The sequence below is a fragment of the Streptomyces subrutilus genome (assembly GCF_008704535.1).
Taxonomy (GTDB): domain Bacteria; phylum Actinomycetota; class Actinomycetes; order Streptomycetales; family Streptomycetaceae; genus Streptomyces; species Streptomyces subrutilus.
Genome location: NZ_CP023701.1, coordinates 5,906,151 through 5,928,659, shown reverse-complemented (window position 1 = coordinate 5,928,659; position 22,509 = coordinate 5,906,151). Strand labels below are relative to the sequence as shown.

The 22,509-nt window shown below is 70.8% G+C and carries 17 protein-coding genes; 8 read left to right on the top strand and 9 right to left on the bottom strand.

Translation table 11 applies throughout. From position 1 onward, the window contains the following. Nucleotides 1-13: 13 nt before the first annotated feature. Entirely contained in the window at nucleotides 14-1,495 is a 1,482-nt protein-coding gene (locus CP968_RS26265; protein WP_150520349.1) for a site-2 protease family protein, read from the bottom strand. On the opposite strand from CP968_RS26265, the gene CP968_RS26260 reads away from it, so the two are divergent. Further along, nucleotides 1,392-2,345: a RecB family exonuclease gene (locus tag CP968_RS26260; RefSeq protein WP_150520348.1), complete on the top strand. Its 954-nt coding sequence runs from the start codon at nucleotides 1,392-1,394 to the stop codon at nucleotides 2,343-2,345. The genes CP968_RS26265 and CP968_RS26260 overlap by 104 nt on opposite strands. A gap of 65 nt (nucleotides 2,346-2,410) precedes the next feature. Further along, nucleotides 2,411-3,082, top strand: a complete 672-nt coding sequence (locus CP968_RS26255; RefSeq protein ID WP_150520347.1) for a response regulator — start codon at nucleotides 2,411-2,413, stop codon at nucleotides 3,080-3,082. A 91-nt stretch (nucleotides 3,083-3,173) separates the two neighbouring features. On the opposite strand, the gene CP968_RS26250 is transcribed toward CP968_RS26255, so the two are convergent. The 4 genes from CP968_RS26250 to metH all read right to left on the bottom strand — a co-directional run bounded on the left by CP968_RS26250 (nucleotide 3,174) and on the right by metH (nucleotide 11,249). Beyond that, nucleotides 3,174-4,757, bottom strand: a complete 1,584-nt coding sequence (locus CP968_RS26250; RefSeq protein ID WP_150520346.1) for an ABC transporter substrate-binding protein — start codon at nucleotides 4,755-4,757, stop codon at nucleotides 3,174-3,176. 70 nt (nucleotides 4,758-4,827) lie between these two features. Beyond that, nucleotides 4,828-6,432: an ABC transporter substrate-binding protein gene (locus CP968_RS26245; protein WP_150520345.1), complete on the bottom strand. Its 1,605-nt coding sequence runs from the start codon at nucleotides 6,430-6,432 to the stop codon at nucleotides 4,828-4,830. Between the two features lie 491 nt (nucleotides 6,433-6,923). Then, nucleotides 6,924-7,625 (bottom strand): HAD family hydrolase, encoded by a 702-nt coding sequence (locus tag CP968_RS26240; RefSeq protein WP_150520344.1) that lies wholly within the window; start codon nucleotides 7,623-7,625, stop codon nucleotides 6,924-6,926. A 111-nt stretch (nucleotides 7,626-7,736) separates the two neighbouring features. Further along, a complete protein-coding gene (metH, locus tag CP968_RS26235) occupies nucleotides 7,737-11,249 on the bottom strand; it encodes a methionine synthase (RefSeq protein ID WP_150520343.1) in 3,513 nt (1,170 codons plus the stop codon). 279 nt (nucleotides 11,250-11,528) lie between these two features. Here metH and CP968_RS26230 point away from each other — a divergent pair, with 279 nt between their 5' ends. From CP968_RS26230 to CP968_RS26210, 5 genes are all read left to right on the top strand, one after another. Further along, complete coding sequence (locus tag CP968_RS26230; protein ID WP_150520342.1) at nucleotides 11,529-12,296, top strand: IclR family transcriptional regulator; 768 nt, start codon at nucleotides 11,529-11,531, stop codon at nucleotides 12,294-12,296. 326 nt (nucleotides 12,297-12,622) lie between these two features. After that, on the top strand, nucleotides 12,623-13,405 hold the full coding sequence (locus tag CP968_RS26225; protein ID WP_150520341.1) for an MIP/aquaporin family protein: 783 nt from the start codon (nucleotides 12,623-12,625) through the stop codon (nucleotides 13,403-13,405). A 75-nt stretch (nucleotides 13,406-13,480) separates the two neighbouring features. Beyond that, on the top strand, nucleotides 13,481-15,007 hold the full coding sequence (gene glpK / locus CP968_RS26220) for a glycerol kinase GlpK (protein ID WP_150520340.1): 1,527 nt from the start codon (nucleotides 13,481-13,483) through the stop codon (nucleotides 15,005-15,007). Between the two features lie 43 nt (nucleotides 15,008-15,050). Further along, nucleotides 15,051-16,658: a glycerol-3-phosphate dehydrogenase/oxidase gene (locus CP968_RS26215; RefSeq protein WP_150520339.1), complete on the top strand. Its 1,608-nt coding sequence runs from the start codon at nucleotides 15,051-15,053 to the stop codon at nucleotides 16,656-16,658. A 127-nt stretch (nucleotides 16,659-16,785) separates the two neighbouring features. Continuing rightward, entirely contained in the window at nucleotides 16,786-17,790 is a 1,005-nt protein-coding gene (locus CP968_RS26210; RefSeq protein WP_150520338.1) for a PAC2 family protein, read from the top strand. 120 nt (nucleotides 17,791-17,910) lie between these two features. On the opposite strand, the gene mshC is transcribed toward CP968_RS26210, so the two are convergent. The 4 genes from mshC to CP968_RS26190 form a co-directional block, all read right to left on the bottom strand. Beyond that, nucleotides 17,911-19,140 (bottom strand): cysteine--1-D-myo-inosityl 2-amino-2-deoxy-alpha-D-glucopyranoside ligase, encoded by a 1,230-nt coding sequence (gene mshC, locus CP968_RS26205; protein WP_150520337.1) that lies wholly within the window; start codon nucleotides 19,138-19,140, stop codon nucleotides 17,911-17,913. A 110-nt stretch (nucleotides 19,141-19,250) separates the two neighbouring features. Next, nucleotides 19,251-20,108: an SCO1664 family protein gene (locus tag CP968_RS26200; protein WP_150522140.1), complete on the bottom strand. Its 858-nt coding sequence runs from the start codon at nucleotides 20,106-20,108 to the stop codon at nucleotides 19,251-19,253. After that, nucleotides 20,072-20,662 carry a DUF3090 domain-containing protein gene (locus tag CP968_RS26195; RefSeq protein WP_150520336.1) on the bottom strand — a complete coding sequence of 197 codons (591 nt, stop codon included), beginning with the start codon at nucleotides 20,660-20,662 and terminating at the stop codon, nucleotides 20,072-20,074. Before CP968_RS26195 ends, CP968_RS26200 begins: the two co-directional genes overlap by 37 nt. Before the next feature lie 72 nt (nucleotides 20,663-20,734). Beyond that, nucleotides 20,735-21,463 (bottom strand): histidine phosphatase family protein, encoded by a 729-nt coding sequence (locus CP968_RS26190; protein ID WP_150520335.1) that lies wholly within the window; start codon nucleotides 21,461-21,463, stop codon nucleotides 20,735-20,737. An 80-nt stretch (nucleotides 21,464-21,543) separates the two neighbouring features. Here CP968_RS26190 and corA point away from each other — a divergent pair, with 80 nt between their 5' ends. Then, the gene (gene corA, locus CP968_RS26185; RefSeq protein ID WP_150522139.1) at nucleotides 21,544-22,509 is read left to right on the top strand and encodes a magnesium/cobalt transporter CorA; all 966 of its coding nucleotides are present in this window, start codon (nucleotides 21,544-21,546) and stop codon (nucleotides 22,507-22,509) included.

Below are 22,509 nucleotides of genomic sequence, written 5' to 3'. Positions count from 1 at the left end.
CAGTGTATTGGCTTCAGGACTGGGGCCGCGCCATGGCCTTCACGAAGGCCTTCTCGACGTCGAGGGTGGACAGGACGCCGTAGATCTCGCCGCCGGGTTCCAGGACGAGGTACTCGCTGGCGGGGGTGGCGCGGAGGTGTTCGAGGAGTTCCTCGCCGGTGAGGTCGGCGGAGACCTTCATGCCGTCGGTGAGGTCCTGGGCGAGGGTGCTGACCGCGATCCAGGGGCGGCGGTGCTCGGGGACGGAGGCGATGGCGCTCTCGCGGACGATGGCGAGGGGGTCGCCGTGTCCGTCGACGACGACGAGGGCGCGGGCCCCGGCCTCGTTGGCGCGGCGGAGGGCCTCGGAGAGGGGGGTGGCGTTCTCGACGGGGATGGCGCGGCGGGTGAGGGTGCGGGCGCGCAGGGCGGGGAGGTGTTCGCGCAGCCGGGCCAGGCGCAGGCTGTTGCCGGCTCCGGTCCAGATGATGGCGGCGAGGATGGCGGCGAGCAGGGCGTCCATCACGGTGTCCATGCCGCCGATGGACTCGGGGCGGTTGCCGACGACGCCGGTCTGGGTGAGGAGGGGGAGGCCGAGGAGGACGGCGACGGCGAGGCCGCGGCCGATCCAGGCGGCGGCGACGGTGCCGGCCATGGGCTTGCCGGTGATGCCCCAGATGACGGCGCGCAGCATGCGGCCGCCGTCGAGGGGGAGGCCGGGGAGCAGGTTGAAGGCGGCGACGAGCAGGTTGGAGATCATCAGTCCGGCGAGGAGGACGCCGGGGACGCTGGCCGGGTCGACGGCCTTCATGCCGAGGTAGAAGACGCCGGCGAGGACGAGCGAGAGCAGCGGGCCGACGAAGGCGAGGACGAATTCGCGGCCGGGGGTCTCGGACTCCTTCTCGATCTCGGAGACTCCGCCGAAGAACTGGAGCTGGATGCGGCGCACGGGAAGTTTGAAGCGCAGGGCGGCGACGGTGTGCGCGAGTTCGTGGACCAGGACGGAGGCGTAGAAGGCGATGGCGAAGAAGAGCGAGACGAGGTAGCGGACGGGGCCGAGGTCGGGCAGGATCCGGTCGAGCTGGTCGCCGAAGACCCAGGTGATGAGGGCGGCGACGAGGAACCAGCTGGGCGAGACGTAGACGGGTACGCCGAAGGGGCGGCCCATGAGGATTCCGCCGCCCGGTCCGGAGCGCCGGCCTCGGCGCTCGCCGGTTTCGTCGGTGTCTGCCACGACTGTCCTTCGTTCAGGGGGTCCCCCCGGGCTGGGTGCGGGGGGCGTGCTGTCCGGTGTGTCCGGTGGGGTGGTGGTCGCGCCGGGGCGCGGGGTGGTGCTCCGATCATGCAGTGCGAGGGGGCTTGGCGTCGATGGTATGCGCGTGCTGTCGGCGGCGGGTCGTAGGGTTTCGTGCATGACGACGAGCTCCGGTGCCGTGCCAGGCGCAGCCGATGCCGACGCGGTGCGGGTGGCCGCGGCGCCCACCTCGCTGTCCCCTTCGCGGGCCGGCGATTTCATGCAGTGTCCCTTGCTGTACCGGTTCCGGGTGATCGACAGGTTGCCGGAGAAGCCCAGTGCGGCGGCTACCCGGGGGACGCTGGTGCATGCGGTGCTGGAGCGGCTCTTCGACCATCCGGCGCAGGAGCGGACGGCGCCGCGGGCGAAGGCCTTGGTCCCCGGGCAGTGGGAGCGGCTGCTGGAGTCGAAGCCGGAGCTGTCGGAGCTGTTCCCGCGGGACGACGGCGGGGCCGGGCTGGCGCAGTGGCTGACGGAGGCCGAGGCGCTGGTGGACCGCTGGTTCACGCTGGAGGACCCGACGCGGCTGGAGCCGGTGGAGCGGGAGTTCTTCGTGGAGACGGAGCTGGAGTCGGGGCTGCGGCTGCGCGGGATCATCGACCGGGTGGACGTGGCGCCGACGGGCGAGGTGCGGATCGTCGACTACAAGACGGGCAAGGCGCCGCGGCCGCAGTACGCGGAGGGCGCGCTGTTCCAGATGAAGTTCTACGCGCTGGTGGTGTGGCGGCTCAAGCGGGTGGTGCCGCGCCGGCTGCAGCTGGTGTACCTGGGCAGTGGGGACGTGCTGACGTACGACCCGGTGGTGGAGGACCTGGAGCGGGTGGAGCGCAAGCTGCTCGCGCTGTGGGAGGCCATCCGGGAGGCGACGGAGACGGGTGACTGGCGGCCTCGGCCGACGAAGCTCTGCGGCTGGTGCGATCACCGTGCGGTGTGTCCGGAGTTCGGCGGCACTCCCCCGGTGTACCCGCTGGCGTTGTCCGTGCCCGCGGCGCGGTCGGCCGGCGGGGAGGACGGCCCGGCGGACGGCGCGGCGGTGGCGCGGGAGGGGGCGGTGCGCCCGGCGGAGGGCTGATCCCGGGGCCAGGGCAGAATGGGCGGGGTCCGCCGAGCCGTCCGAACGAATACGAGGGAGACCCCGTGGCGATCCGCGTCCTGCTGGTCGACGACCAGCCACTGCTGCGCACCGGTTTCCGGATGATCCTGGAGGCCGAGCAGGAACTGGCGGTGGTGGGTGAGGCGGGGGACGGCCTCCAGGCGCTGGACCAGGTGCGGGCGCTCCAGCCCGACGTGGTGCTGATGGACATCCGGATGCCGCGGATGGACGGGGTCGAGGCGACCCGGCAGATCACCGGGCCGGGCCGGGACGGTCCGGCGAAGGTGCTGGTGCTGACCACGTTCGATCTGGACGAGTACGTGGTGGAGGCGCTGCGGGCGGGGGCGAGCGGGTTCCTGCTGAAGGACGCGCCGGCCAACGAGCTGGTGCAGGCGATCCGGGTGGTCGCGGCGGGCGAGGCGATGCTCGCGCCGAGCATCACGCGGCGGCTGCTGGACAAGTACGCGGGGCACCTGCCGTCGGGTGAGGACAGCGTTCCGGACGCGTTGGGAACGCTGACGGAGCGCGAGGTCGAGGTGTTGAAGCTGGTGGCCCGGGGGCTGTCGAACGCCGAGATCGCCGCGGACCTGTTCGTGAGCGAGACCACGGTCAAGACGCACGTGGGCCACGTGCTGACGAAGCTGGGGCTGCGCGACCGGGTGCAGGCGGCGGTGTACGCGTACGAGAGCGGCCTGGTGCGGCCGGGGGCCCAGTAGGCGGGCCCGCCCGGCAGGGATCGGACGGCGACGGGCCGGCGGCCGCGTGGTGCGGTCGCCGGCCCGTCGCGCGTGGTGCGGGGCGTGCCCGTCAGCCCTTGCTGATCTCCCAGAAGCGGAACACGGTGGAGGCGTCGAGGGACCACTGAAGGCCGTTGACGTTCTCGCGGGTGACGGCGTACTGCTTGCCCTGCCACAGGGGCAGCAGCGGTACCTCGTCGGCGACGATGTCCTGGAGACGGTCGTAGTCCACGTTGGCCGCCGTACGGTCGGCCTTGGCGGAGGTCGACGGGATGATCGTCCCGTTGATCTCCTTGTTCTCGTAGTTGTTCTGGAGCACGTTGCCCGGGCCGAAGAACGGCTGGGTGAAGTTGTCGGCGTCCGGGTAGTCCGGTACCCAGCCCTTGATGTAGATGCCGTACTTGCCGGCCGCGATGTCCTTCTCGTACTGGTCGTAGTCGACGGACTTCATGTCGGCCTCGAACAGCCCGCTGTCGTTGAGCTGCTTGGCGATGACCTGGAACTGCTGGTCGGTGGAGGGCCCGTAGCGCGACGGCGTGGAGTACAGGGTCACCTTGACCTTGCCCGTGACGCCGCCGGCCTTGAGCACCGCCTTGGCCTTCTCCGGCTGGGGGGTGCCGCCGTAGCGGTCGAAGAACGGCGTGGTGTGTCCGGCGATGCCGGCCGGGACGATCGAGTAGAGCGGGGAGGCGGTGCCGGCGTAGACGTCCTTGACGAGCGCCTCGCGGTCCACGAGGTACGCGATGGCCTTGCGGACGGGGAGCTTGCCGACGACGGGGTCGTGCACGTTGAAGACCATGTGCTCGACCTCGGCGCCGGTGCCCTGGACGACGTCGACCTTGCTGTCGCCGGTCTTGCTCGCGGCGAGGCCGGCGATGTCCTTGGCGGCGAGTCCGCGGAAGGCGAAGTCCACGTCGCCGCTCTCCAGGACGGCCTTCAGGGCGGCCTGGTCTCCGTTGAAGAACTTGAGGGTGACGCCGGTGTTCTTGGCCTTGGCCTTGCCGCTGTAGGACGGGTTGACCGAGAAGGAGGCGCTCTTGTCGCTGAAGGAGTCCAGCTTGTAGACGCCGGAGCCGATCGCCTTGTCGTCGGTGCGCAGCTTGTCCGCCGGGTACTCGCGGTGGTCGACGATGGCGCCCGCGCCCGAGGCGATCTTGCTGGGGAAGGTCGCGTCGGAGGTCTTCAGGCGGAAGACGACGGTCTTGTCGTCGGGGGCGTCGATGCCGGCGATCGACGCGAGCATGACGGCCGGGCCGTCGTCGTCGTTGATCTTCAGCGTGCGGTCGAAGGAGTACTTGACGTCCTTCGAGGTGAGGCTGTTGCCGTTGCTGAACTTCAGGCCGCTGCGCAGGGTGCACTTGTACACCTTGCTGTCGGCGCCCTCGAAGGCGCAGGACTGCGCGGCGTCGGGCTCGGGCGTGGTGCCGCCCTTGGGGAAGCTGAGCAGCGACTGGTAGACGTTGTTGAAGAGCAGCCAGGAGCCGGGGTCGTAGCCGGACGCGGGGTCGGTGGCCTTGACCTTGTCGGATATGCCCATGACCACGCCCTTGCCGCTGCCGGCGTTGGAGCCGTCGGCCGCACCGCAACCGCTGAGCAGCGCGGCGGCGGTGGCCGCGCCGAGCGGGGCCGCCAACCACTGGTTACGTCTCATCACGCGAATCCTTCACAGTCGAACTGGTGCGTTGCTCCGGCCTGCGACGCCCGCCGCCGGGTTCCTGCCGGTCTCAGCCGCTGACGCCCCGGCCGAGCTCCCACAGCTGGAGGTCGGAGATGGCGTTGACCGACCACTCCGCTCCGGTGATCCCGTCGCGTGCGGCGACGTACTGCTTGCCCTGCCACAGGGGCAGGACGGGCACGTCCTCGGCGACGATGTCCTGCATCTCCGTGATCGCGGGGAGGGCGACGCCGCGGTCGACCGCCCGTCTGGACTCGGGGATGAGCCTGGTGCGGACCCCGGCGTTGGCGTACGGCGTGCCCAGGAAGTTGTCCTGCTCCAGGAACGGGGCGAGGAAGTTGTCGGCGTCCGGGTAGTCGGGGAACCAGCCGAGGCCGTAGGCCGCGTGGTCGCCCCTCTTCTGCGCGGGGCGGAAGTCGGCCCAGTCGCTGCCCTGGACGGTGACGTCGAAGAGCTGGGTCGCGTTCAGCTGGGTCTTGAGGGCTTCGAACTCGGCCGCGGTGCCGTCGCCGTAGTGGTCCTTGGTGTAGTTCAGGGTGAGCTTCACCGGGGTCTTGATGCCGGCGTCCTTCAGCAGGCCCTGGGCCTTGGCGGTGTTGGCCTCGCCGTACTTGCTGAAGAAGGAGTTGACGTGGCCCGGGACGGAGGCGGGGACCAGCGAGTAGAGGGGCGTGACCGCCTTGCCGTAGACCTTGGAGATGACCGCGTTGCGGTCGACCGCGGCGGCGAGGGCCTGGCGTACGGCCTTCTCCTTCACGACGGGCGCGTTGGTGTTGAAGCCGAGGTAGCGGATCTCCAGGCCGGGCAGCGGGACCAGCTTGACGCCCTTGGGCGGCTTGTCGGCGAACTCGGTGATCTGGGCGGGCGACAGGGTGCGGGAGACCATCTGGACGGAGCCGTCGGTGAGGGCCCGGCCCATGGCGGCGGAGTCCGCGAAGGTGCGGAGCTCGACCTTGTCGTTCTGGAGCTTCAGGTCGCCCTTGTAGCGGGGGTTCCTGGTGAAGACCGCGCGGACCAGCTGGTTGTTCTTGACCTCGGGCTTCATGGTGTACGGGCCCGAGCCGTCGATCTCGAAGCCGGAGCGCAGGCCGCGGGCGGCGTAGTGCTTCTCGCTGACGATGCCCGCGGCGGGGGTGGAGAGCTTGTACGGGAAGGTCGCGTCGGCGGTCTTCAGGTGGAAGACGACGGTGTCGGCGCCCTTGGCCTCGACGGTGTCGAGGGTGGAGAGCAGGGACGAGGGGCCGTTCTCGTCCTTGATGGCGAGGACCCGGTCGATGGAGAACTTGACGTCCTTGGCGGTGAGCGGGTCGCCGCCGGCGAACTGCAGGCCCGGGCGCAGGGTGCAGCGGTAGCTCTCGTTGCCGGTGTCGGTGAAGCGGCAGTCGGAGGCGGCCTCGGGGACGGGCTGGCCGCCGCCGCGCGGGGTGTGCATCAGGGTCTGCACGGTCTGGCGCAGGACGTTCCAGGCTCCGGCGTCGTAGGCGTGGGCCGGGTCGAACGGTGCCGGGGCGAAGTCGGCCGCCTCGAACCGGTCGGTGGTCCCGACGACGATCGCTCCGGAGCCTGCTCCTCCGCCGCTCGCGCTGCCGCATGCGGTGAGCGCGGGGGTGAGCAGTCCGGCCGCGGCCGTCAGCACCATGGTCTTGCGGTTCATGCTGGAGTTACTCCCTGTGACCGGCACGGGTTCAAAGCGGTGTGGGGGGCACGGCGCGGCGGTCGCCCGTTCAGGGCGGAACGATCGGGCCGGTGTAGTGACGATCGGTCCACGCGGTCCCGGCACAGGGGTGTCGTGCCGGGGACGGCTGAGGTGCGGCGCAGTGCCCGCGTCGACACTAGTGGCCCCGGGCGGGATGGCTGGAACTGGCCGGACTTGGGACGTAATCGCACCGTGATGGGAGCGGACCGGCTGTTCATGCCGCAGTCGCCGCGGATTCGGTCAGGAGCTGATCAATCCGGACACAAGGGAAGGCGGCGGGGGCCCGGGACGGGGACACCGGGCCTTTCGCGGGTGATGAACGTCACCCGGAACAACTGCCCCGAGAGGGATGGAATTTCAGCCTCCGGGGCGTGCAACGGAAGATCCTTCCGTGAGACCTCGGTCTCACGGCTTTCCGTTCGGTACGGAGCGTGCGGCGCTGTGTGCGCTCAGTTCATGGGGGTGATCAGGGAGCGCAGGAACGCCAGGTCCACGTCCTCCAATGAGCGGACGACGGTGCGCCCGGGCGCGGGCGCGATGAGGCCGACCGAGGGGATGGCCACGACGCGGCAGCCGGCGGCCTCGGCGGCGGCCACTCCGGTGGCGGTGTCCTCGATGACCGCGCACCGCGAGGGATGGGCTCCGAGCGACCGGGCGGCGAACAGGTAGGGATCGGGGTGCGGCTTGGTGCGCGGCACCTCGTCGCCGGCCACGGTCATCGTGAAGCGGTCGCGACCGAGCGTGAGCAGGACCTGGTCGATGACCCGGCGGTGGGAGGCGGAGACCAGGGCGGTGGGCACGTTGTGCCGGGCCAGCTCGGACAGCAGCCGCTCCGCGCCGGGCATGAGCGGCACCTGGTCGGCGATGCGCGCCTCGAAGCGCTCGTTGAGCAGGACGCTGAGCTCGGCGAGCTCGATGGCGGCGCCGGTGGACTCGATGAGGAAGGCCGCGCTGCGGCTCATGGGGCCGCCGACGACCACGTCGCGCCAGGAGTCGTCGAGCAGGTGGCCGAGCTCGCGGAAGATCTCGGCTTCGATCTCCCACCAGAAGCCCTCCGTGTCGACGAGGGTGCCGTCCATGTCGAGCAGCACCGCCTGGAGGGCCGAGCCGTCGGCCGTACGGGCGACGGCGGTGGGAACGGTACTCGTCATGCGCGAGCCTCTCGGTAGGGACAAGAAGGCCGGTCACCTCTTCCCTCGGGCGTGTGACCCGGGGAACAGGCGACCGGCCTGTTGGGACCGACAAGTGTACGACGGACCGCGTCAGCGTGCGTTGAAGTACTTCGCTTCGGGGTGGTGGATGACGATGGCGTCGGTGGACTGTTCGGGGTGGAGCTGGAACTCCTCGGAGAGGTGGACGCCGATCCGCTCGGGCTGGAGGAGGTCGGCGATCTTGGCGCGGTCCTCCAGGTCGGGGCAGGCTCCGTAGCCGAGGGAGAAGCGGGCGCCGCGGTACTTGAGGTCGAACATGTCCTCGACCTGGGCGGGGTCCTCGCCGGCGAAGCCGAGCTCGGAGCGGACGCGGGCGTGCCAGTACTCGGCCATGGCCTCGGCGAGCTGGACGGAGAGGCCGTGGAGCTCCAGGTACTCGCGGTAGGCGTCGGCCTCGAAGAGTCTGGCGGTGGCTTCGCCGATCTTCGAGCCGACGGTGACGACCTGGAGGCCGACGACATCGGTTTCGCCGGATTCCTCGGGGCGGAAGAAGTCGGCGAGGCACAGGCGGCGGCCGCGGCGCTGGCGGGGGAAGGTGAAGCGGGTCCGCTCGTTGCCCTGCTCGTCGAGGATGATCAGGTCCTCGTCCTTGGACACGCACGGGAAGTAGCCGTAGACCACGGCCGCCTCCAGCAGGTTCTCCGTGTGCAGCTTGTCCAGGAGACCGCGCAGGCGCGGACGGCCCTCGCTCTCGACGAGCTCCTCGTACGTCGCCCCGCCCGCACGGGCCTGCTTGAGGCCCCACTGGCCCTTGAAGAGGGCGCCTTCGTCGAGCCAGGAGGCGTAGTCCTTGAGCGGGATGCCCTTGACGACGCGGGTGCCCCAGAACGGCGGAGTGGGCACCGGGTTGTCGACGGCGGTGTCCGAGCGGCCGCCGGGCTCCTCCGGCTCCTCCACCTGGAGGGCGGGGGCGGCGCGCTTGGCGACGCGGCGCTGCTTGAGCTCGGGCAGCGTGGCGCCCGGGACGCCGCGCTTCACGGCGATGAGGGCGTCCATGAGGCGCAGGCCTTCGAAGGCGTCGCGGGCGTAGCGGACTTCGCCTTCGTAGATTTCGTGGAGGTCCTGTTCGACGTAGGCGCGGGTGAGGGCGGCGCCGCCGAGGATGACGGGGTAGTCGGCGGCCAGCTTGCGCTGGTTGAGCTCCTGGAGGTTCTCCTTCATGATCACGGTCGACTTGACCAGGAGGCCGGACATGCCGATCACGTCCGCCCGGTGCTCCTGCGCCGCTTCCAGGATCGCCGAGACCGGCTGCTTGATGCCGATGTTGACCACGTTGTAGCCGTTGTTCGTCAGGATGATGTCGACGAGGTTCTTGCCGATGTCATGGACGTCGCCACGGACCGTGGCCAGCACGATCGTGCCCTTCCCGTCCGCGTCCGTCTTCTCCATGTGCGGCTCCAGATAGGCCACCGCGGTCTTCATCACCTCGGCGGACTGCAGCACGAACGGCAACTGCATCTGACCCGAACCGAACAACTCACCGACGACCTTCATCCCCTCCAGCAGGGTGTCGTTGACGATGTCCAGCGCCGGACGCGTCTCCAACGCCTCCGCCAGGTCCGCGTCCAGACCGTTCTTCTCCCCGTCGATGATCCGCCGCCGCAACCGCTCCTCCAGGGGCAGGGCGAGGAGTTCCTCGGCCCGGCCGGCCTTCAACGACTTCGTGTTCACACCCTCGAACAGGGCCATCAGCTTCTGCAGCGGGTCGTAGCCCTCCGCACGCCGGTCGTAGATCAGATCCAGAGCGGTGGTCACCTGCTCCTCGTCGAAACGGGCGATCGGCAGGATCTTGCTCGCATGGACGATCGCCGAATCCAGACCCGCCTTCACACACTCGTCGAGGAAGACGGAGTTCAGGAGGATGCGGGCGGCGGGGTTCAGACCGAACGAGATGTTCGACAGGCCCAGGGTCGTCTGCACGTCCGGGTGACGCCGCTTCAGTTCACGGATCGCCTCGATCGTCGCGATCCCGTCCTTGCGGGACTCCTCCTGCCCCGTGCAGATCGTGAACGTCAACGTGTCGATGAGGATGTCCGACTCGCGGATCCCCCAGTTCCCCGTCAGGTCCCCGATCAACCGCTGCGCGATCGCCACCTTGTGCTCGACGCTCCGCGCCTGCCCCTCCTCGTCGATCGTCAACGCGATCAACGCGGCACCGTGCTCCCGCGCCAGCGACGTCACCTTCGCGAAACGCGACTCCGGACCGTCCCCGTCCTCATAGTTCACCGAGTTGATGACCGCCCGGCCGCCCAACTTCTCCAGACCCGCCTGGATGACCGGGACCTCGGTGGAGTCCAGCACGATGGGCAGGGTGGAGGCGGTCGCGAACCGGCCGGCGAGTTCGGTCATGTCCGCGACACCGTCACGGCCCACGTAGTCCACGCACAGGTCGAGCATGTGCGCGCCCTCACGGATCTGGTCGCGCACCATCTCCACACAGTCGTCCCAGCGGGCCTCCAACATCGCCTCGCGGAACTTCTTCGACCCGTTCGCGTTCGTCCGCTCACCGATCGCCATGTACGAGGTGTCCTGCCGGAACGGCACCGTCTGGTACAGGGAGGCGGCACCCGGCTCCGGCTGCGGCGACCGCGACACGATCTCCTTGCCCCGCACCCGCTCCACCACCTGCCGCAAGTGCTCCGGCGTCGTACCGCAACACCCGCCGACCAGCGACAGCCCGTACTCCCGGACGAAACCCTCCTGGGCGTCCGCGAGCTCCGGAGCACCCAGCGGATAATGCGCCCCGTCCTTCGTCAGGACCGGCAGGCCGGCATTGGGCATGCACGAGAGCGGGATGCGGGCATTGCGCGCCAGATAGCGCAGATGCTCGCTCATCTCCGCCGGACCCGTCGCACAGTTCAAACCGATCATGTCGATGCCCAACGGCTCCAACGCCGTCAACGCCGCACCGATCTCCGACCCCAACAACATCGTGCCCGTCGTCTCCACCGTCACCGAGCAGATCAACGGCACCGACACACCCAACGCCGCCATCGCCCGATGCGCACCGACAATCGACGACTTCGTCTGCAACAAGTCCTGCGTCGTCTCCACCAGCAGCGCATCCGCACCACCCGCGATCAGACCCTCCGCATTGACCTGATACGCATCACGGATCCTCGCGTAGCCGATATGGCCCAACGTCGGCAGCTTCGTCCCCGGACCCATCGACCCCAGCACCCACCGCTGCCGCCCCGTCGACACCGTGAACTCGTCCGCAACCTCCCGCGCGATCCGCGCACCCGCCTGCGACAGCTCGAAATTCCGCTCCGGAATGTCATACTCCGCCAACGCCGCGAAATTCGCACCGAACGTGTTCGTCTCCACACAGTCCACACCCACCGAGAAATACGCCTCGTGGACCGTGCGCACGATGTCCGGCCGCGTCACGTTCAACACCTCGTTGCAGCCCTCCAACTGCTGGAAGTCCTCCAACGTCGGATCCTGCTCCTGCAACATCGTCCCCATCGCCCCGTCGGCGACCACCACCCGAGTGGCCAGCGCCTCCCGAAGGGCATCGGCCCGGGTCTGGGTGTCAGCGGGCGGATTCGGCAACGAGGCCATGGTTCAGCTCCCTGGGATGCGACGGCTGTCGGCTTTGCACCCCCTCTGCGTCCAGGGTGCACGCGGTCAGGGTAACCGGGCGCACCCGGCCCCGGTGGGCTTGTCCCATGTGGCGGACTGCATTCTGTGTCGGGGAGTCTGCCGGGGGTGTTCCGGGCCGCATCGCGGCGAACAGCAGGCCAACCATGCAAAAGGTCGGCATCGACCGATACTGTTCAGCATTGTCGAACCACATTTGCACGGTCAGCAATGACGGCAAGGTCAGCAGGAGGCTGCGCGATGGCACGGAACATCCAGTCGCTCGAACGAGCCGCTGCGATGCTGCGGCTCCTGGCCGGCGGGGAACGCCGGCTGGGCCTGTCGGACGTGGCCTCCTCCCTCGGCCTGGCCAAGGGGACGGCGCACGGCATCCTGCGCACCCTGCAGGCCGAGGGCTTCGTGGAGCAGGACCCGGCCTCCGGCCGCTACCAGCTCGGCGCGGAGCTGCTGCGCCTGGGCAACAGCTACCTCGACGTGCACGAGCTGCGCGCCCGCGCCCTGGTCTGGACGGACGATTTGGCCCGGGCCAGCGGCGAGAGCGTCTACGTGGGCGTGCTGCACAAGAGCGGGGTGCTGATCATGCACCACGTGTTCCGGCCGGACGACAGCCGCCAGGTGCTGGAGGTCGGGGCGATGCAGCCGCTGCACTCGACCGCGCTGGGCAAGGTGCTGTCGGCGTACGACCCGGTCGCGCACACCCAGGTGGTGGAGGTGGAGCGGGAGGCGTTCACGCCGCGGACGGTGACCGACGCCGCCGGCTTCGAGGAGGTCCTCGCCCTGACCCGGGCGCGCGGCTGGGCGTCCGACGTCGAGGAGACCTGGGACGGCGTCGCCTCCGTCGCCGCCCCCATCCACGACCGGCGCCGGATGCCGGTCGGCGCGGTGGCGGTCGCGGGCGCCGTGGAGCGGGTCTGCGGGGAGTCCCGGGAGCCGCGCGGCACGCTCGTGGCGTCCGTGCGGGACTGCGCGCGGGCCGTTTCACGCGATCTCGGCGCAGGCCGGTTCTAGGCCCTTCCGGGCCCCTTCACGGCCTTTCGGGCCGGAGCCTGACCGCTCCCTGCCCATTTTTCGTCATATCCCGGCCATCGGATGGCCAGATTTGGGCGATCGTACCGAGTGGTAACGATCCGACATTGTGGCCTGGCCACCCCTTGACGCCTTCTTCCTCCGGGCGGAAAACTGCCGTTCACCGGTCGGCATTGTCGAACACCTAACGGCAATACGCGTTAGGGTGTGGCAAGACCACGGATCGGTGCAGCACTCACCGAGTGCGCGGACCCACCGGCGGGACCCGGTGTCCGCCCACCCCTGGACGTATGACAAAGGAGTCGCGGGTGTCCAGCTCCGACATCTTCATCGGCGAGACCATCGGTACCGCCCTGCTCACCCTGCTCGGCGGTGGCGTCTGCGCCGCCGTCACGCTGAAGAGCTCCAAGGCCCGCAACGCGGGCTGGCTCGTGATCGCCTTCGGCTGGGGTTTCGCCGTCATGATCGCCGCGTACGTCTCCGCACCGCTCTCCGGCGCGCACCTCAACCCGGCCGTCACCGTCGGCATAGCCGTCAAGACCGGCGCGTGGGGGGACGTGCCGGTCTACTTCGCGGGCCAGCTGCTCGGCGCCATGCTGGGCGCGGTCCTGATGTGGGCGACGTACTACGGCCAGTTCCGGGCCCACCTCGCCGACCCGGAGCACATCCGCGACGCCACGCTCGGCCCGGAGGACCCGCACCCGCACGACACGGCGGGCCCGGTGCTCGGGATCTTCTCCACCGGCCCCGAGATCCGCAACACCGTCCAGAACCTCGTCACCGAGATCATCGGCACCTTCGTCCTGGTCCTGGCCATCCTGACCCAGGGGCTCCAGGACGACGGCAAGGGCCTGGGCGTCATCGGCGTCCTGATCACCTCGTTCGTGGTCGTCGGCATCGGCCTCTCGCTCGGCGGTCCGACCGGCTACGCCATCAACCCGGTCCGCGACCTCGGCCCCCGCATCGTCCACTCCCTGCTGCCGCTTCCGCACAAGGGCGGCTCCGACTGGGGATACTCCTGGATCCCGGTGGTCGGCCCGCTCGCCGGTGCCGCCCTCGCCGGTGGTCTGTACAACATCGCGTTCGCCTGATCAGCACCGGCACGTATCGCAAGATCCGCACCGCCCCCTGATTCGCCTACTCAGAGACCTGCCAGGAGCAGCCACATGACCAGCAGCACCGGCCCCTTCATCGCCGCGATCGACCAGGGCACCACCTCCTCCCGCTGCATCGTCTTCGACCGCGACGGCCGCATCGTCGCCGTCGACCAGAAGGAGCACGAGCAGATCTTCCCGAAGCCGGGCTGGGTCGAGCACGACGCCACCGAGATCTGGACCAACGTCCAGGAGGTCGTCGCCGGGGCCATCGCCAAGGCCGAGATCACCGCCGCCGACGTCAAGGCCGTCGGCATCACCAACCAGCGCGAGACCACCGTGATGTGGGACCGCCACACCGGTGAGCCCGTGCACAACGCGCTCGTGTGGCAGGACACCCGTACCGACGCCCTGTGCAAGGAGCTCGGCCGCAACGTCGGCCAGGACCGCTTCCGCCGCGAGACCGGCCTGCCGCTGGCGAGCTACTTCGCCGGCCCGAAGGCCCGCTGGCTGCTCGACAACGTCGAGGGCCTGCGCGAGCGCGCCGAGGCGGGCGACATCCTCTTCGGCACCATGGACTCCTGGGTCATCTGGAACCTCACCGGCGGCGCCGAGGGCGGGGTGCACGTCACCGACGTCACCAACGCCTCGCGCACCATGCTGATGAACCTGCACAACCTGGCCTGGGACGAGCGCATCGCCGAGTCCATGGGCGTCCCGACCAACGTCCTCCCGGAGATCAAGTCCTCCGCCGAGGTCTACGGGCACGTCAAGGACGGCGTCCTCGCCGGCGTCCCGGTCGCCTCGGCCCTCGGCGACCAGCAGGCCGCGCTCTTCGGCCAGACCTGTTTCGCCGAGGGCGAGGCGAAGTCCACGTACGGCACCGGCACCTTCATGCTGATGAACACCGGTGACCAGATCATCAACTCCTACAGCGGCCTGCTGACCACCGTCGGCTACCGGATCGGCGACCAGAAGCCGGTCTACGCGCTGGAGGGGTCCATCGCGGTCACCGGCTCGCTCGTCCAGTGGATGCGCGACCAGATGGGCCTGATCAAGTCCGCGGCCGAGATCGAGACGCTGGCCTCCTCGGTCGAGGACAACGGCGGCGCGTACTTCGTGCCCGCCTTCTCCGGCCTCTTCGCCCCGTACTGGCGCTCCGACGCCCGCGGTGTGATCGCCGGCCTCACCCGGTACGTCACCAAGGCGCACATCGCCCGTGCCGTCCTGGAGGCCACCGCCTGGCAGACCCGCGAGATCACCGACGCCATGACCAAGGACTCGGGCGTCGAGCTCGCCGCCCTCAAGGTCGACGGCGGCATGACCTCCAACAACCTGCTGATGCAGACGCTCTCGGACTTCCTGGACGCCCCCGTGGTGCGCCCGATGGTCGCCGAGACCACCTGCCTCGGCGCCGCCTACGCCGCCGGCCTGGCCGTCGGCTTCTGGCCCGACACCGACGCCCTGCGCGCCAACTGGCGCCGCGCGGCGGAGTGGACCCCGCGGATGTCCGCCGAACAGCGGGACCGCGAGTACAAGAGCTGGCTCAAGGCCGTCGAGCGGTCCATGGGCTGGGTCGACGACGAAGACGCCAGCTGACCGCACGGCCGGCGCAAGCGACGAGCAAGTAGGAGTCAACGACATGAGCAGCCCGCAGAGCGTCCCCGCACTGGGCGCGCACCCGACCGCCGGTTCGAACGCGAGCCGCGCCGAGACCCGTGAGCAGCTGGCGAAGGCCACGTACGACCTGCTGGTCATCGGCGGTGGAATCCTGGGCACCTCGGTGGCCTGGCACGCCGCGCAGTCGGGGCTGCGGGTCGCCATGGTGGACGCCGGCGACTTCGCCGGCGCCACCTCCTCCGCCTCCTCCAAGCTGGTCCACGGCGGTCTGCGCTACCTGCAGACCGGCGCGGTCAAGCTGGTCGCCGAGAACCACCACGAGCGCCGGGTGCTGGCCAAGGACGTGGCCCCGCACCTGGTCAACCCGCTCACCTTCTACCTGCCGGTCTACAAGGGCGGCCCGGTCGGCGCGGCCAAGCTGGGTGCGGGCGTCTTCGCCTACTCCGCCCTCTCGGCCTTCGGCGACGGCATGGGCAAGGTGATATCGCCGGCCCGCGCCGTCGCCGACAACCCGGGCCTGAAGACGGACAACCTCAAGGCCGTCGCGGTCTACTACGACCACCAGATGAACGACTCCCGCGTCGCCGTCATGACGGTCCGCGCGGCCGTCGAGTCGGGCGCGGTCGTCCTCAACCACGCCGAGGTCACCGGCCTGCGCATGACGCGCGGCCGGGTCTCCGGCGCCGAGCTCAAGGACCGTCTCGACGGGACCGAGTTCGGTGTCGACGCGCGCGTCGTGCTCAACGCCACCGGCCCGTGGGTGGACCACCTGCGGCGCATGGAGGACAAGCACGCACTGCCGTCGATCCGCCTCTCCAAGGGCGCGCACATCGTCATGAAGCGCACGTCGCCGTGGAAGGCCGCCATGGCCACCCCGATCGACAAGTACCGCATCACCTTCGCCCTCCCCTGGGAGGACCAGCTGCTGCTCGGCACCACCGACGAGGTGTACGAGGGCGACCCGGGCGACGTGCGCGCCACCGAGTCCGACATCGAGCAGATCCTGGACGAGGCGGCCTTCTCGGTGAAGGACGCCGACCTGGACCGCTCCCTGATGACCTACGCCTTCGCGGGCCTGCGGGTGCTGCCCGGCGGCCCCGGCGGCGTGGAGAAGGCCAAGCGCGAGACGGTCGTCTCCGAGGGCGCCGGCGGCATGCTGTCGGTGGCCGGCGGCAAGTGGACCACCTACCGCCACATCGGCCGGGTGGTCATGGACAAGCTGGCCAAGCTCCCCGGCAGCCCGCTGACCGAGGACATGGAGCCGGTCAAGTCCCTGGTCCGCCGGATCGCGCTGCCCGGTGTCGCGAACCCGAACGCGGTCGCGCACCGGCTGCTCGTGGACCGCGAGCCCGGCACCCGGATGGACCCGCTGACCGCGCGCCACCTGGCCTCGCACTACGGTTCGCTGGCCTTCGACATCGCCCGCCTCGCCAACGAGGACCCGGCGCTGGCCGAGCGGATCCACCCGGACGGCCCGGAGATCTGGGCGCAGGTCGCCTACGCCCGGGACAACGAGTGGGCCGAGACGGTCGACGACGTGCTGCGGCGCCGTACCACGGTGACGATCCGCGGTCTGGACGACGCGGCCGTGCGGGCCCGCGTCGAGGAGATGCTGGGCGGCAAGGCATAGCTCCCGCGCAGGTGGGGAAGAGGGGCGGTTCCGAGGGGAACCGCCCCTCCGTCGTGGGCTGTGGCCGACGTCCCCTCAAGGCTTAGGCTGGCCCACGTACGCAAGGGAACTTCGGAAGGAGACCTGGGTGATCGAGCTTGAGGGCGTGCCCGAGCTGATCGACCCGGTCATGGTGGCCGCGTTCGAGGGCTGGAACGACGCGGGTGACGCCGCCTCCGGGGCGGTCGCACACCTGGACCGGGAGTGGAAGGGCGAGGTCTTCGCGGCACTCGACGCCGAGGACTACTACGACTTCCAGGTCAACCGGCCGACGGTCTGGCTGGACAACGGGGTACGGAAGATCACCTGGCCGACGACCCGGCTGTCGGTGGTCCGGATCGGCGGCGCGAAGCCGCGCGACCTGGTGCTGGTGCGCGGGATCGAACCGTCCATGCGGTGGCGGTCGTTCTGCAACGAGATCCTCGGCTTCGCGCACGAACTGGGCGTGGAGATGGTGGTCATCCTGGGCGCGCTGCTCGGGGACACCCCGCACACCCGGCCGGTGCCGGTGAGCGGGGTCACCTCGGACGCGGACCTGGCGCGGACGATGGACCTGGAGGAGACGAAGTACGAGGGCCCGACGGGCATCGTGGGCATCCTCCAGGAGGCCTGTACGCACGCGGGCGTGCCGGCGGTGTCGCTGTGGGCGGCGGTGCCGCACTACGTGTCGCAGCCGCCCAACCCGAAGGCGACGCTGGCCCTGCTGAACCGGTTGGAGGACCTGATCGACCTGCGCATTCCGCTGGGCGAGCTGCCCGAGGACGCGCGGGCCTGGCAACTGGGCGTGGACCAACTGGCGGCCGAGGACAGCGAGGTGGCGGAGTACGTCCAGACGCTGGAGGAGGCGCGGGACACCGCCGACCTCCCCGAGGCGTCCGGCGACGCGATCGCACGGGAGTTCGAACGGTATCTGCGGCGGCGGGACCCGTCCGCCGCGGCCGAGCCGGGTGACGCCTCGTACCTGCGGGACCCGTCCGGCGGGCTGCCGCGCGCCCCGAAGCGCAAGCCGGAGGTCGCCGGGGAGGAGCCCCCGCCGCCGGCCGCGAGCCCGCCGGAGGACGCTCCGCCGGAGCCGGGGCCGCCGGAGGCCTAGGCCGTCTCTTTCGGGTCCGGCCCGGGAGGGCGGGAACGCCGGTGGGGCGGTGACCGCGTGATACGCGGTCACCGCCCCACCGGCGTTCCGGGCACGGGCCCCGGAGGGGCCGCGGCCGGGCTACAGGGCGACGCCCAGCAGGGCGTCCACCGTCCGGGAGACCAGACCCGGAGCCGACGCGTCGTCTCCGCCCGAGGCCAGCTGGAGCTCCGCCCAGCGGTCGACGGCCGCGAGCGCGGCGGGGGCGTCCAGGTCGTTCGCCAGGGCCTCGCGGACCTCCTCGACCAGGGCGTCCGCGGGCAGCCCGTCCGGCCGGGACACGGCCGCGCGCCAGCGCTCCAGGCGGGCCACCGCCTCCGCGAGCACGGCGTCCGTCCACTCCCAGTCGGCGCGGTAGTGCCGCGACAGCAGGGCCAGGCGGATCGCCGCCGGGTCGACCCCGGCGCGCCGCAGCGCGGACACGAAGACCAGGTTGCCCCGGGACTTCGACATCTTCTCGCCGTCCAGGCCCACCATGCCGGCGTGGACGTACGCCTTGGCCATCGGGAACTCGCCGGTCAGCGCCTGCGCGTGCGAGGCGCCCATCTCGTGGTGCGGGAAGGCCAGGTCGGAGCCCCCGCCCTGGATGTCGAAGCCCATGCCCAGGTGGTCCAGGGCGATGGCGACGCACTCGATGTGCCAGCCGGGCCGGCCGCGGCCCAGCGAGCCGCCGTCCCAGCTCGGCTCGCCCGGGCGGGCGGCCATCCACAGCATCGGGTCGAGCGGATTCTTCTTGCCCGGCCGGTCCGGGTCGCCGCCGCGTTCGGCGGACAGCAGCCGCATCGCCTCGGCGTCGAGGTGCGAGACCCCGCCGAAGTGGGGGTCCGACTCGACGGAGAAGTAGACGTCCCCGTCCAGCTCGTACGCGGCCCCCGCGTCCCGCAGCCGCTCGACGAGCGGCACGATGCCGGGTATGGCCTCGACGGCACCGATGTAGTGCTGCGGCGGCAGCATGCGCAGGGCGGTCATGTCCTCGCGGAAGAGCGCGGTCTCGCGCTCCGCCAGTTCGGTCCAGTCCTGGCCGTCGCGCTGGGCCCGCTCCAGGAGCGGGTCGTCCACGTCCGTGACGTTCTGGACGTAGTGAACCTGCCGCTTGGTGTCGAGCCACACGCGCTGTACGAGGTCGAACGCGTTGTAGGTCGCCGCGTGACCGATGTGGGTCGCGTCGTACGGCGTGATGCCGCAGACGTAGATACGGGCGACGGGACCGGGGGCGAGGGTGATCGTCCCCCGGGTCGCGGTGTCGTGGATCTTGAGGTCGCGGCCCTTGCCAGGCAGGGCGGGGACCTCGGAAGCGGGCCAGGCATGCATGGTTCGAGCCTAACCGGACAGGTGTTCCGGAAACGAACCGGACCTGCACTGTTGTCCTGATCGGCACTCTTGCGGTCTGGCCGGTTCTATGCGTATGCCGACTGGCCGGTTCAGACCGGTGGCCACGGGATCGACGGCCACTGCCCCGAGGGCTCCGGATGCGTCCCGGTGCGCAGCAATTGGGCCACCCGGTCGCGTACGGCCATCAGCTCGACCGCCGTGACCAGTTCGGCCAGCCGGGTGGCCAGCGGCGCCCCGTCGGCCAGGCCGGCCGCCAGCGAGGCGAGCACCTCGCGCGCCTCGTCCGTCAGCGGCTCCCCCGCCCAGCCCCACAGCAGGGTGCGCAGTTTGTCCTCGGTGTGGAAGGTCACCCCGTGGTCGATGCCGTAGAGGCGGCCGTCCGGGGCGGGCAGCAGGTGGCCGCCCTTGCGGTCGCCGTTGTTGATCACCGCGTCGAGCACCGCCATCCGGCGCAGCCGCGGGTCGTCGGCGTGCACGAGCAGCGCGGTGCGGCCCTCGCCGACCTCGGCCAGGGCGACGGGCTTCCAGCCCTCCCCCGCCTCCTCGCCCTCGACCAGGGCCAGCAGCCCGCCCTCGGGGGCGTCGTCGCCGTCGCCCTCCGGCGCCGCCGACTCGATCCAGCGCTGCACCATGCCCTCGCCGTACGGGCCGTCGCGCAGCACGGTCTCCGGTACGAGCCCCCAGCCGGTGGCCTCGGAGACCAGGTAGGCGGCGACCTCGCGCCGGGCGAGGTTCCCGTCGGGGAAGTCCCACAGCGGCCGCTCGCCCTTGACCGGCTTGTACACGCAGTCCGCGCTCACCCCCGCATGGGTGACGGTGCACAGCAGGACCGCGTTGGACGCCTCGCGGATCTGTCCGACGACGGTCAGTTCGCCCCGGGCGAGCAGTTCCTCGCGTTCCCCCGTGGTGCTCACGCCTGGCGCCGGTAGCCGTTCTGGCGGGGGCAGACGTGGCCCTCGGGGTCCAGCGGCAGACTGCACAGGGGGCACGGCGGGCGGCCCGCGTTGACCACGTCCAGGGCCCGCTTGGCGAAGGCCCGGGCCTGGGCGCCGCTGAGGCGCACGCGCAGCATCGGCGGCCCGTTCTCCTCGTCCTGGAGCAGCCGCTCCTCCGCCTCGGCGAGGTCCTCGTCCGAGCCGGCCTCCAGCTCGACCAGGGCCTGCGCCTCGACGATCATCCGCTGCTCCTCGCCGTCCCAGGCCAGGGCCATGGTGCCGACGCGGAACTCCTCGTCGACCGGGACGTCCAGGGGCGCGGTGTCGGCCGCCTCGGTCGGGGCCACGGCCGGGACCGGGGCGTTGCCGCCGGTGCGCCGTACGACCTCGTCCAGCAGCTCGTCCATCCGCTCGGCCAGCGCCGCCACCTGGGTCTTCTCCAGGGAGACGCTGGTGACCCGGGGACCGGAGGAGGCCTGCAGGAAGAACGTACGGCGTCCCGGCAGACCGACCGTGCCGGCCACGAAGCGGTCCGGCGGGTCGTAGAGGAACACCTGACGGGGCACGTCCAGTCTCCAAGTGTCGGCGGCGGGGGCAGATCGGCGCGTGGTGCCCGTCCACCCTACTGCGCCGTTGGATCACGCCGCGCCCGCGCCGCCCCCCACGACGGCGTTCCCGGCGCCTTCGGTGCCTTTGTCCCCGGCCGGGGAGGTCCCGGCGTCCGGCGAGGCGGGGCGCGGGGCGAGCGCGCCGAGGTCCCCGGTGTCGCCGAGGCGGACGACGAAGGGGCGGGTCGGGGTGTAGCGGACGGCGGTGACGGAGCACGGGTCGACGTGGATGCGCTGGAAGAGGTCGAGGTGCATGCCGAGAGCGTCGGCCACGACGGACTTGATGATGTCGCCGTGCGAGCACATCAGGAACACGGCCTCGGGGCCGTGCTCCTCCTCGATCCGCGCGTTCCACTCCCGGACGGCTTCCACGGCGCGGGACTGCATCGCCCGCATGGACTCGCCTCCGGGGAAGGCGGCGGCCGAGGGGTGCTGCTGGACGATCTTCATCAGGGGTTCGTCGGAGAGCTCGGAGAGCTTGCGGCCGGACCAGTCGCCGTAGTGGCACTCGCCGATCCGCTCGTCGGTGTGCGGCTCCAGCTCCGGCCGGGCCGCCAGCAGCGGTGCGAGGGTCTCCCGGCAGCGCTGGAGCGGGCTGGTGACGACGGCGGCGAGCGGCACCCCCGCCAGCCGTCCGGGCAGCGCGGCGGCCTGCTCGGCGCCGCGCTCGTCGAGCGCCACTCCCGGCGTCCATCCGGCGAGCAGCCCTGCGGTGTTGGCGGTGGACCGCCCGTGTCGTACGAGGATCAGCGTGGCCATGGCGCAAGCCTAAGCGGTGGCGCCGGTGTGCGGGCGGGCCGGTGGCGGGCGACAATGCCCCCGTGATTGTGGACTGCGCGATGTACCGGGACGGCCGGCGCTCCGAGGCGCCCGAGGACTTCTCGGAGGCCCTGGCCGAGGCGCGGGCCACCGGCGACGCCTTCCTCTGGGTCGGCATGCACGAGCCGAGCGAGGCCGAGTTCGACCACGTCCGGCGCGAGTTCGGGCTCCACCCGCTGGCCGTGGAGGACGCGCTGACCGCGCACCAGCGCCCGAAGCTGGAGGTGTACGACGACTCCCTGTTCGTCGTCCTGAAGCCGGTGCGGTACGACGACGACCGCGACACGGTCACCACCGGCGAGCTGATGGTGTTCATGGGCGACTCGTTCGTGGTCACCGTCCGGCACGGCGAGGAGTCGCCGCTGGCCGCGGTGCGGCGCCGGCTGGAGCACGAGCCCGACGTGCTGCGGCACGGTCCGACGGCGGTGCTGTACGCGGTGTCCGACGCCGTGGTGGACGAGTACATCGAGGTGGCGGCCGAGCTCCAGGCGGACCTGGAGGAGCTGGAGGCCGAGGTCTTCGCCCCGAACACCCCGGACAGCAAGAACACGGCCTCGCGGATCTACGCCTTCAAACGGCAGGTGCTGGAGTTCCGCCGGGCGACGAGCCCGCTGCTCCAGCCCATGGACCGGCTGGCCTTCGGCAACGTGCCCTTCGTGCACGAGCACGCCCGGCCGTTCTTCCGCGACGTGGCCGACCACCTGACGAAGGCGAACGAGTACATCGAGGGGCTGGACCGGCTGCTGTCGGACGCGCTGTCCGCGCACCTGGCGCAGATGGGCGTCCGGCAGAACGACGACATGCGCAAGATCTCGGCGTGGGCGGCGATGGCCGCGGTCCCGACGATGCTGGCCGGGATCTACGGGATGAACTTCGACCACATGCCCGAGCTGACCTGGACCTGGGGCTATCCGGCGGTGGTCGCGCTGATGGTCGGCGTGTGCCTGGGCCTGCACCGGCTGTTCAAGCGGCGCGGCTGGCTGTAG

Bases quoted from the DNA above. Each gene is read 5' to 3' on its own strand.
- CP968_RS26260 (WP_150520348.1), top strand. From the start codon at position 1,392: ATGACGACGAGCTCCGGTGCCGTGCCAGGCGCAGCCGATGCCGACGCG.
- CP968_RS26265 (WP_150520349.1), bottom strand. From the start codon at position 1,495: ATGAAATCGCCGGCCCGCGAAGGGGACAGCGAGGTGGGCGCCGCGGCC.
- CP968_RS26245 (WP_150520345.1), bottom strand. From the start codon at position 6,432: ATGAACCGCAAGACCATGGTGCTGACGGCCGCGGCCGGACTGCTCACC.
- CP968_RS26240 (WP_150520344.1), bottom strand. From the start codon at position 7,625: ATGACGAGTACCGTTCCCACCGCCGTCGCCCGTACGGCCGACGGCTCG.
- metH (WP_150520343.1), bottom strand. From the start codon at position 11,249: ATGGCCTCGTTGCCGAATCCGCCCGCTGACACCCAGACCCGGGCCGAT.
- CP968_RS26230 (WP_150520342.1), top strand. From the start codon at position 11,529: ATGGCACGGAACATCCAGTCGCTCGAACGAGCCGCTGCGATGCTGCGG.
- glpK (WP_150520340.1), top strand. From the start codon at position 13,481: ATGACCAGCAGCACCGGCCCCTTCATCGCCGCGATCGACCAGGGCACC.
- CP968_RS26215 (WP_150520339.1), top strand. From the start codon at position 15,051: ATGAGCAGCCCGCAGAGCGTCCCCGCACTGGGCGCGCACCCGACCGCC.
- mshC (WP_150520337.1), bottom strand. From the start codon at position 19,140: ATGCATGCCTGGCCCGCTTCCGAGGTCCCCGCCCTGCCTGGCAAGGGC.
- CP968_RS26190 (WP_150520335.1), bottom strand. From the start codon at position 21,463: ATGGCCACGCTGATCCTCGTACGACACGGGCGGTCCACCGCCAACACC.
- corA (WP_150522139.1), top strand. From the start codon at position 21,544: ATGTACCGGGACGGCCGGCGCTCCGAGGCGCCCGAGGACTTCTCGGAG.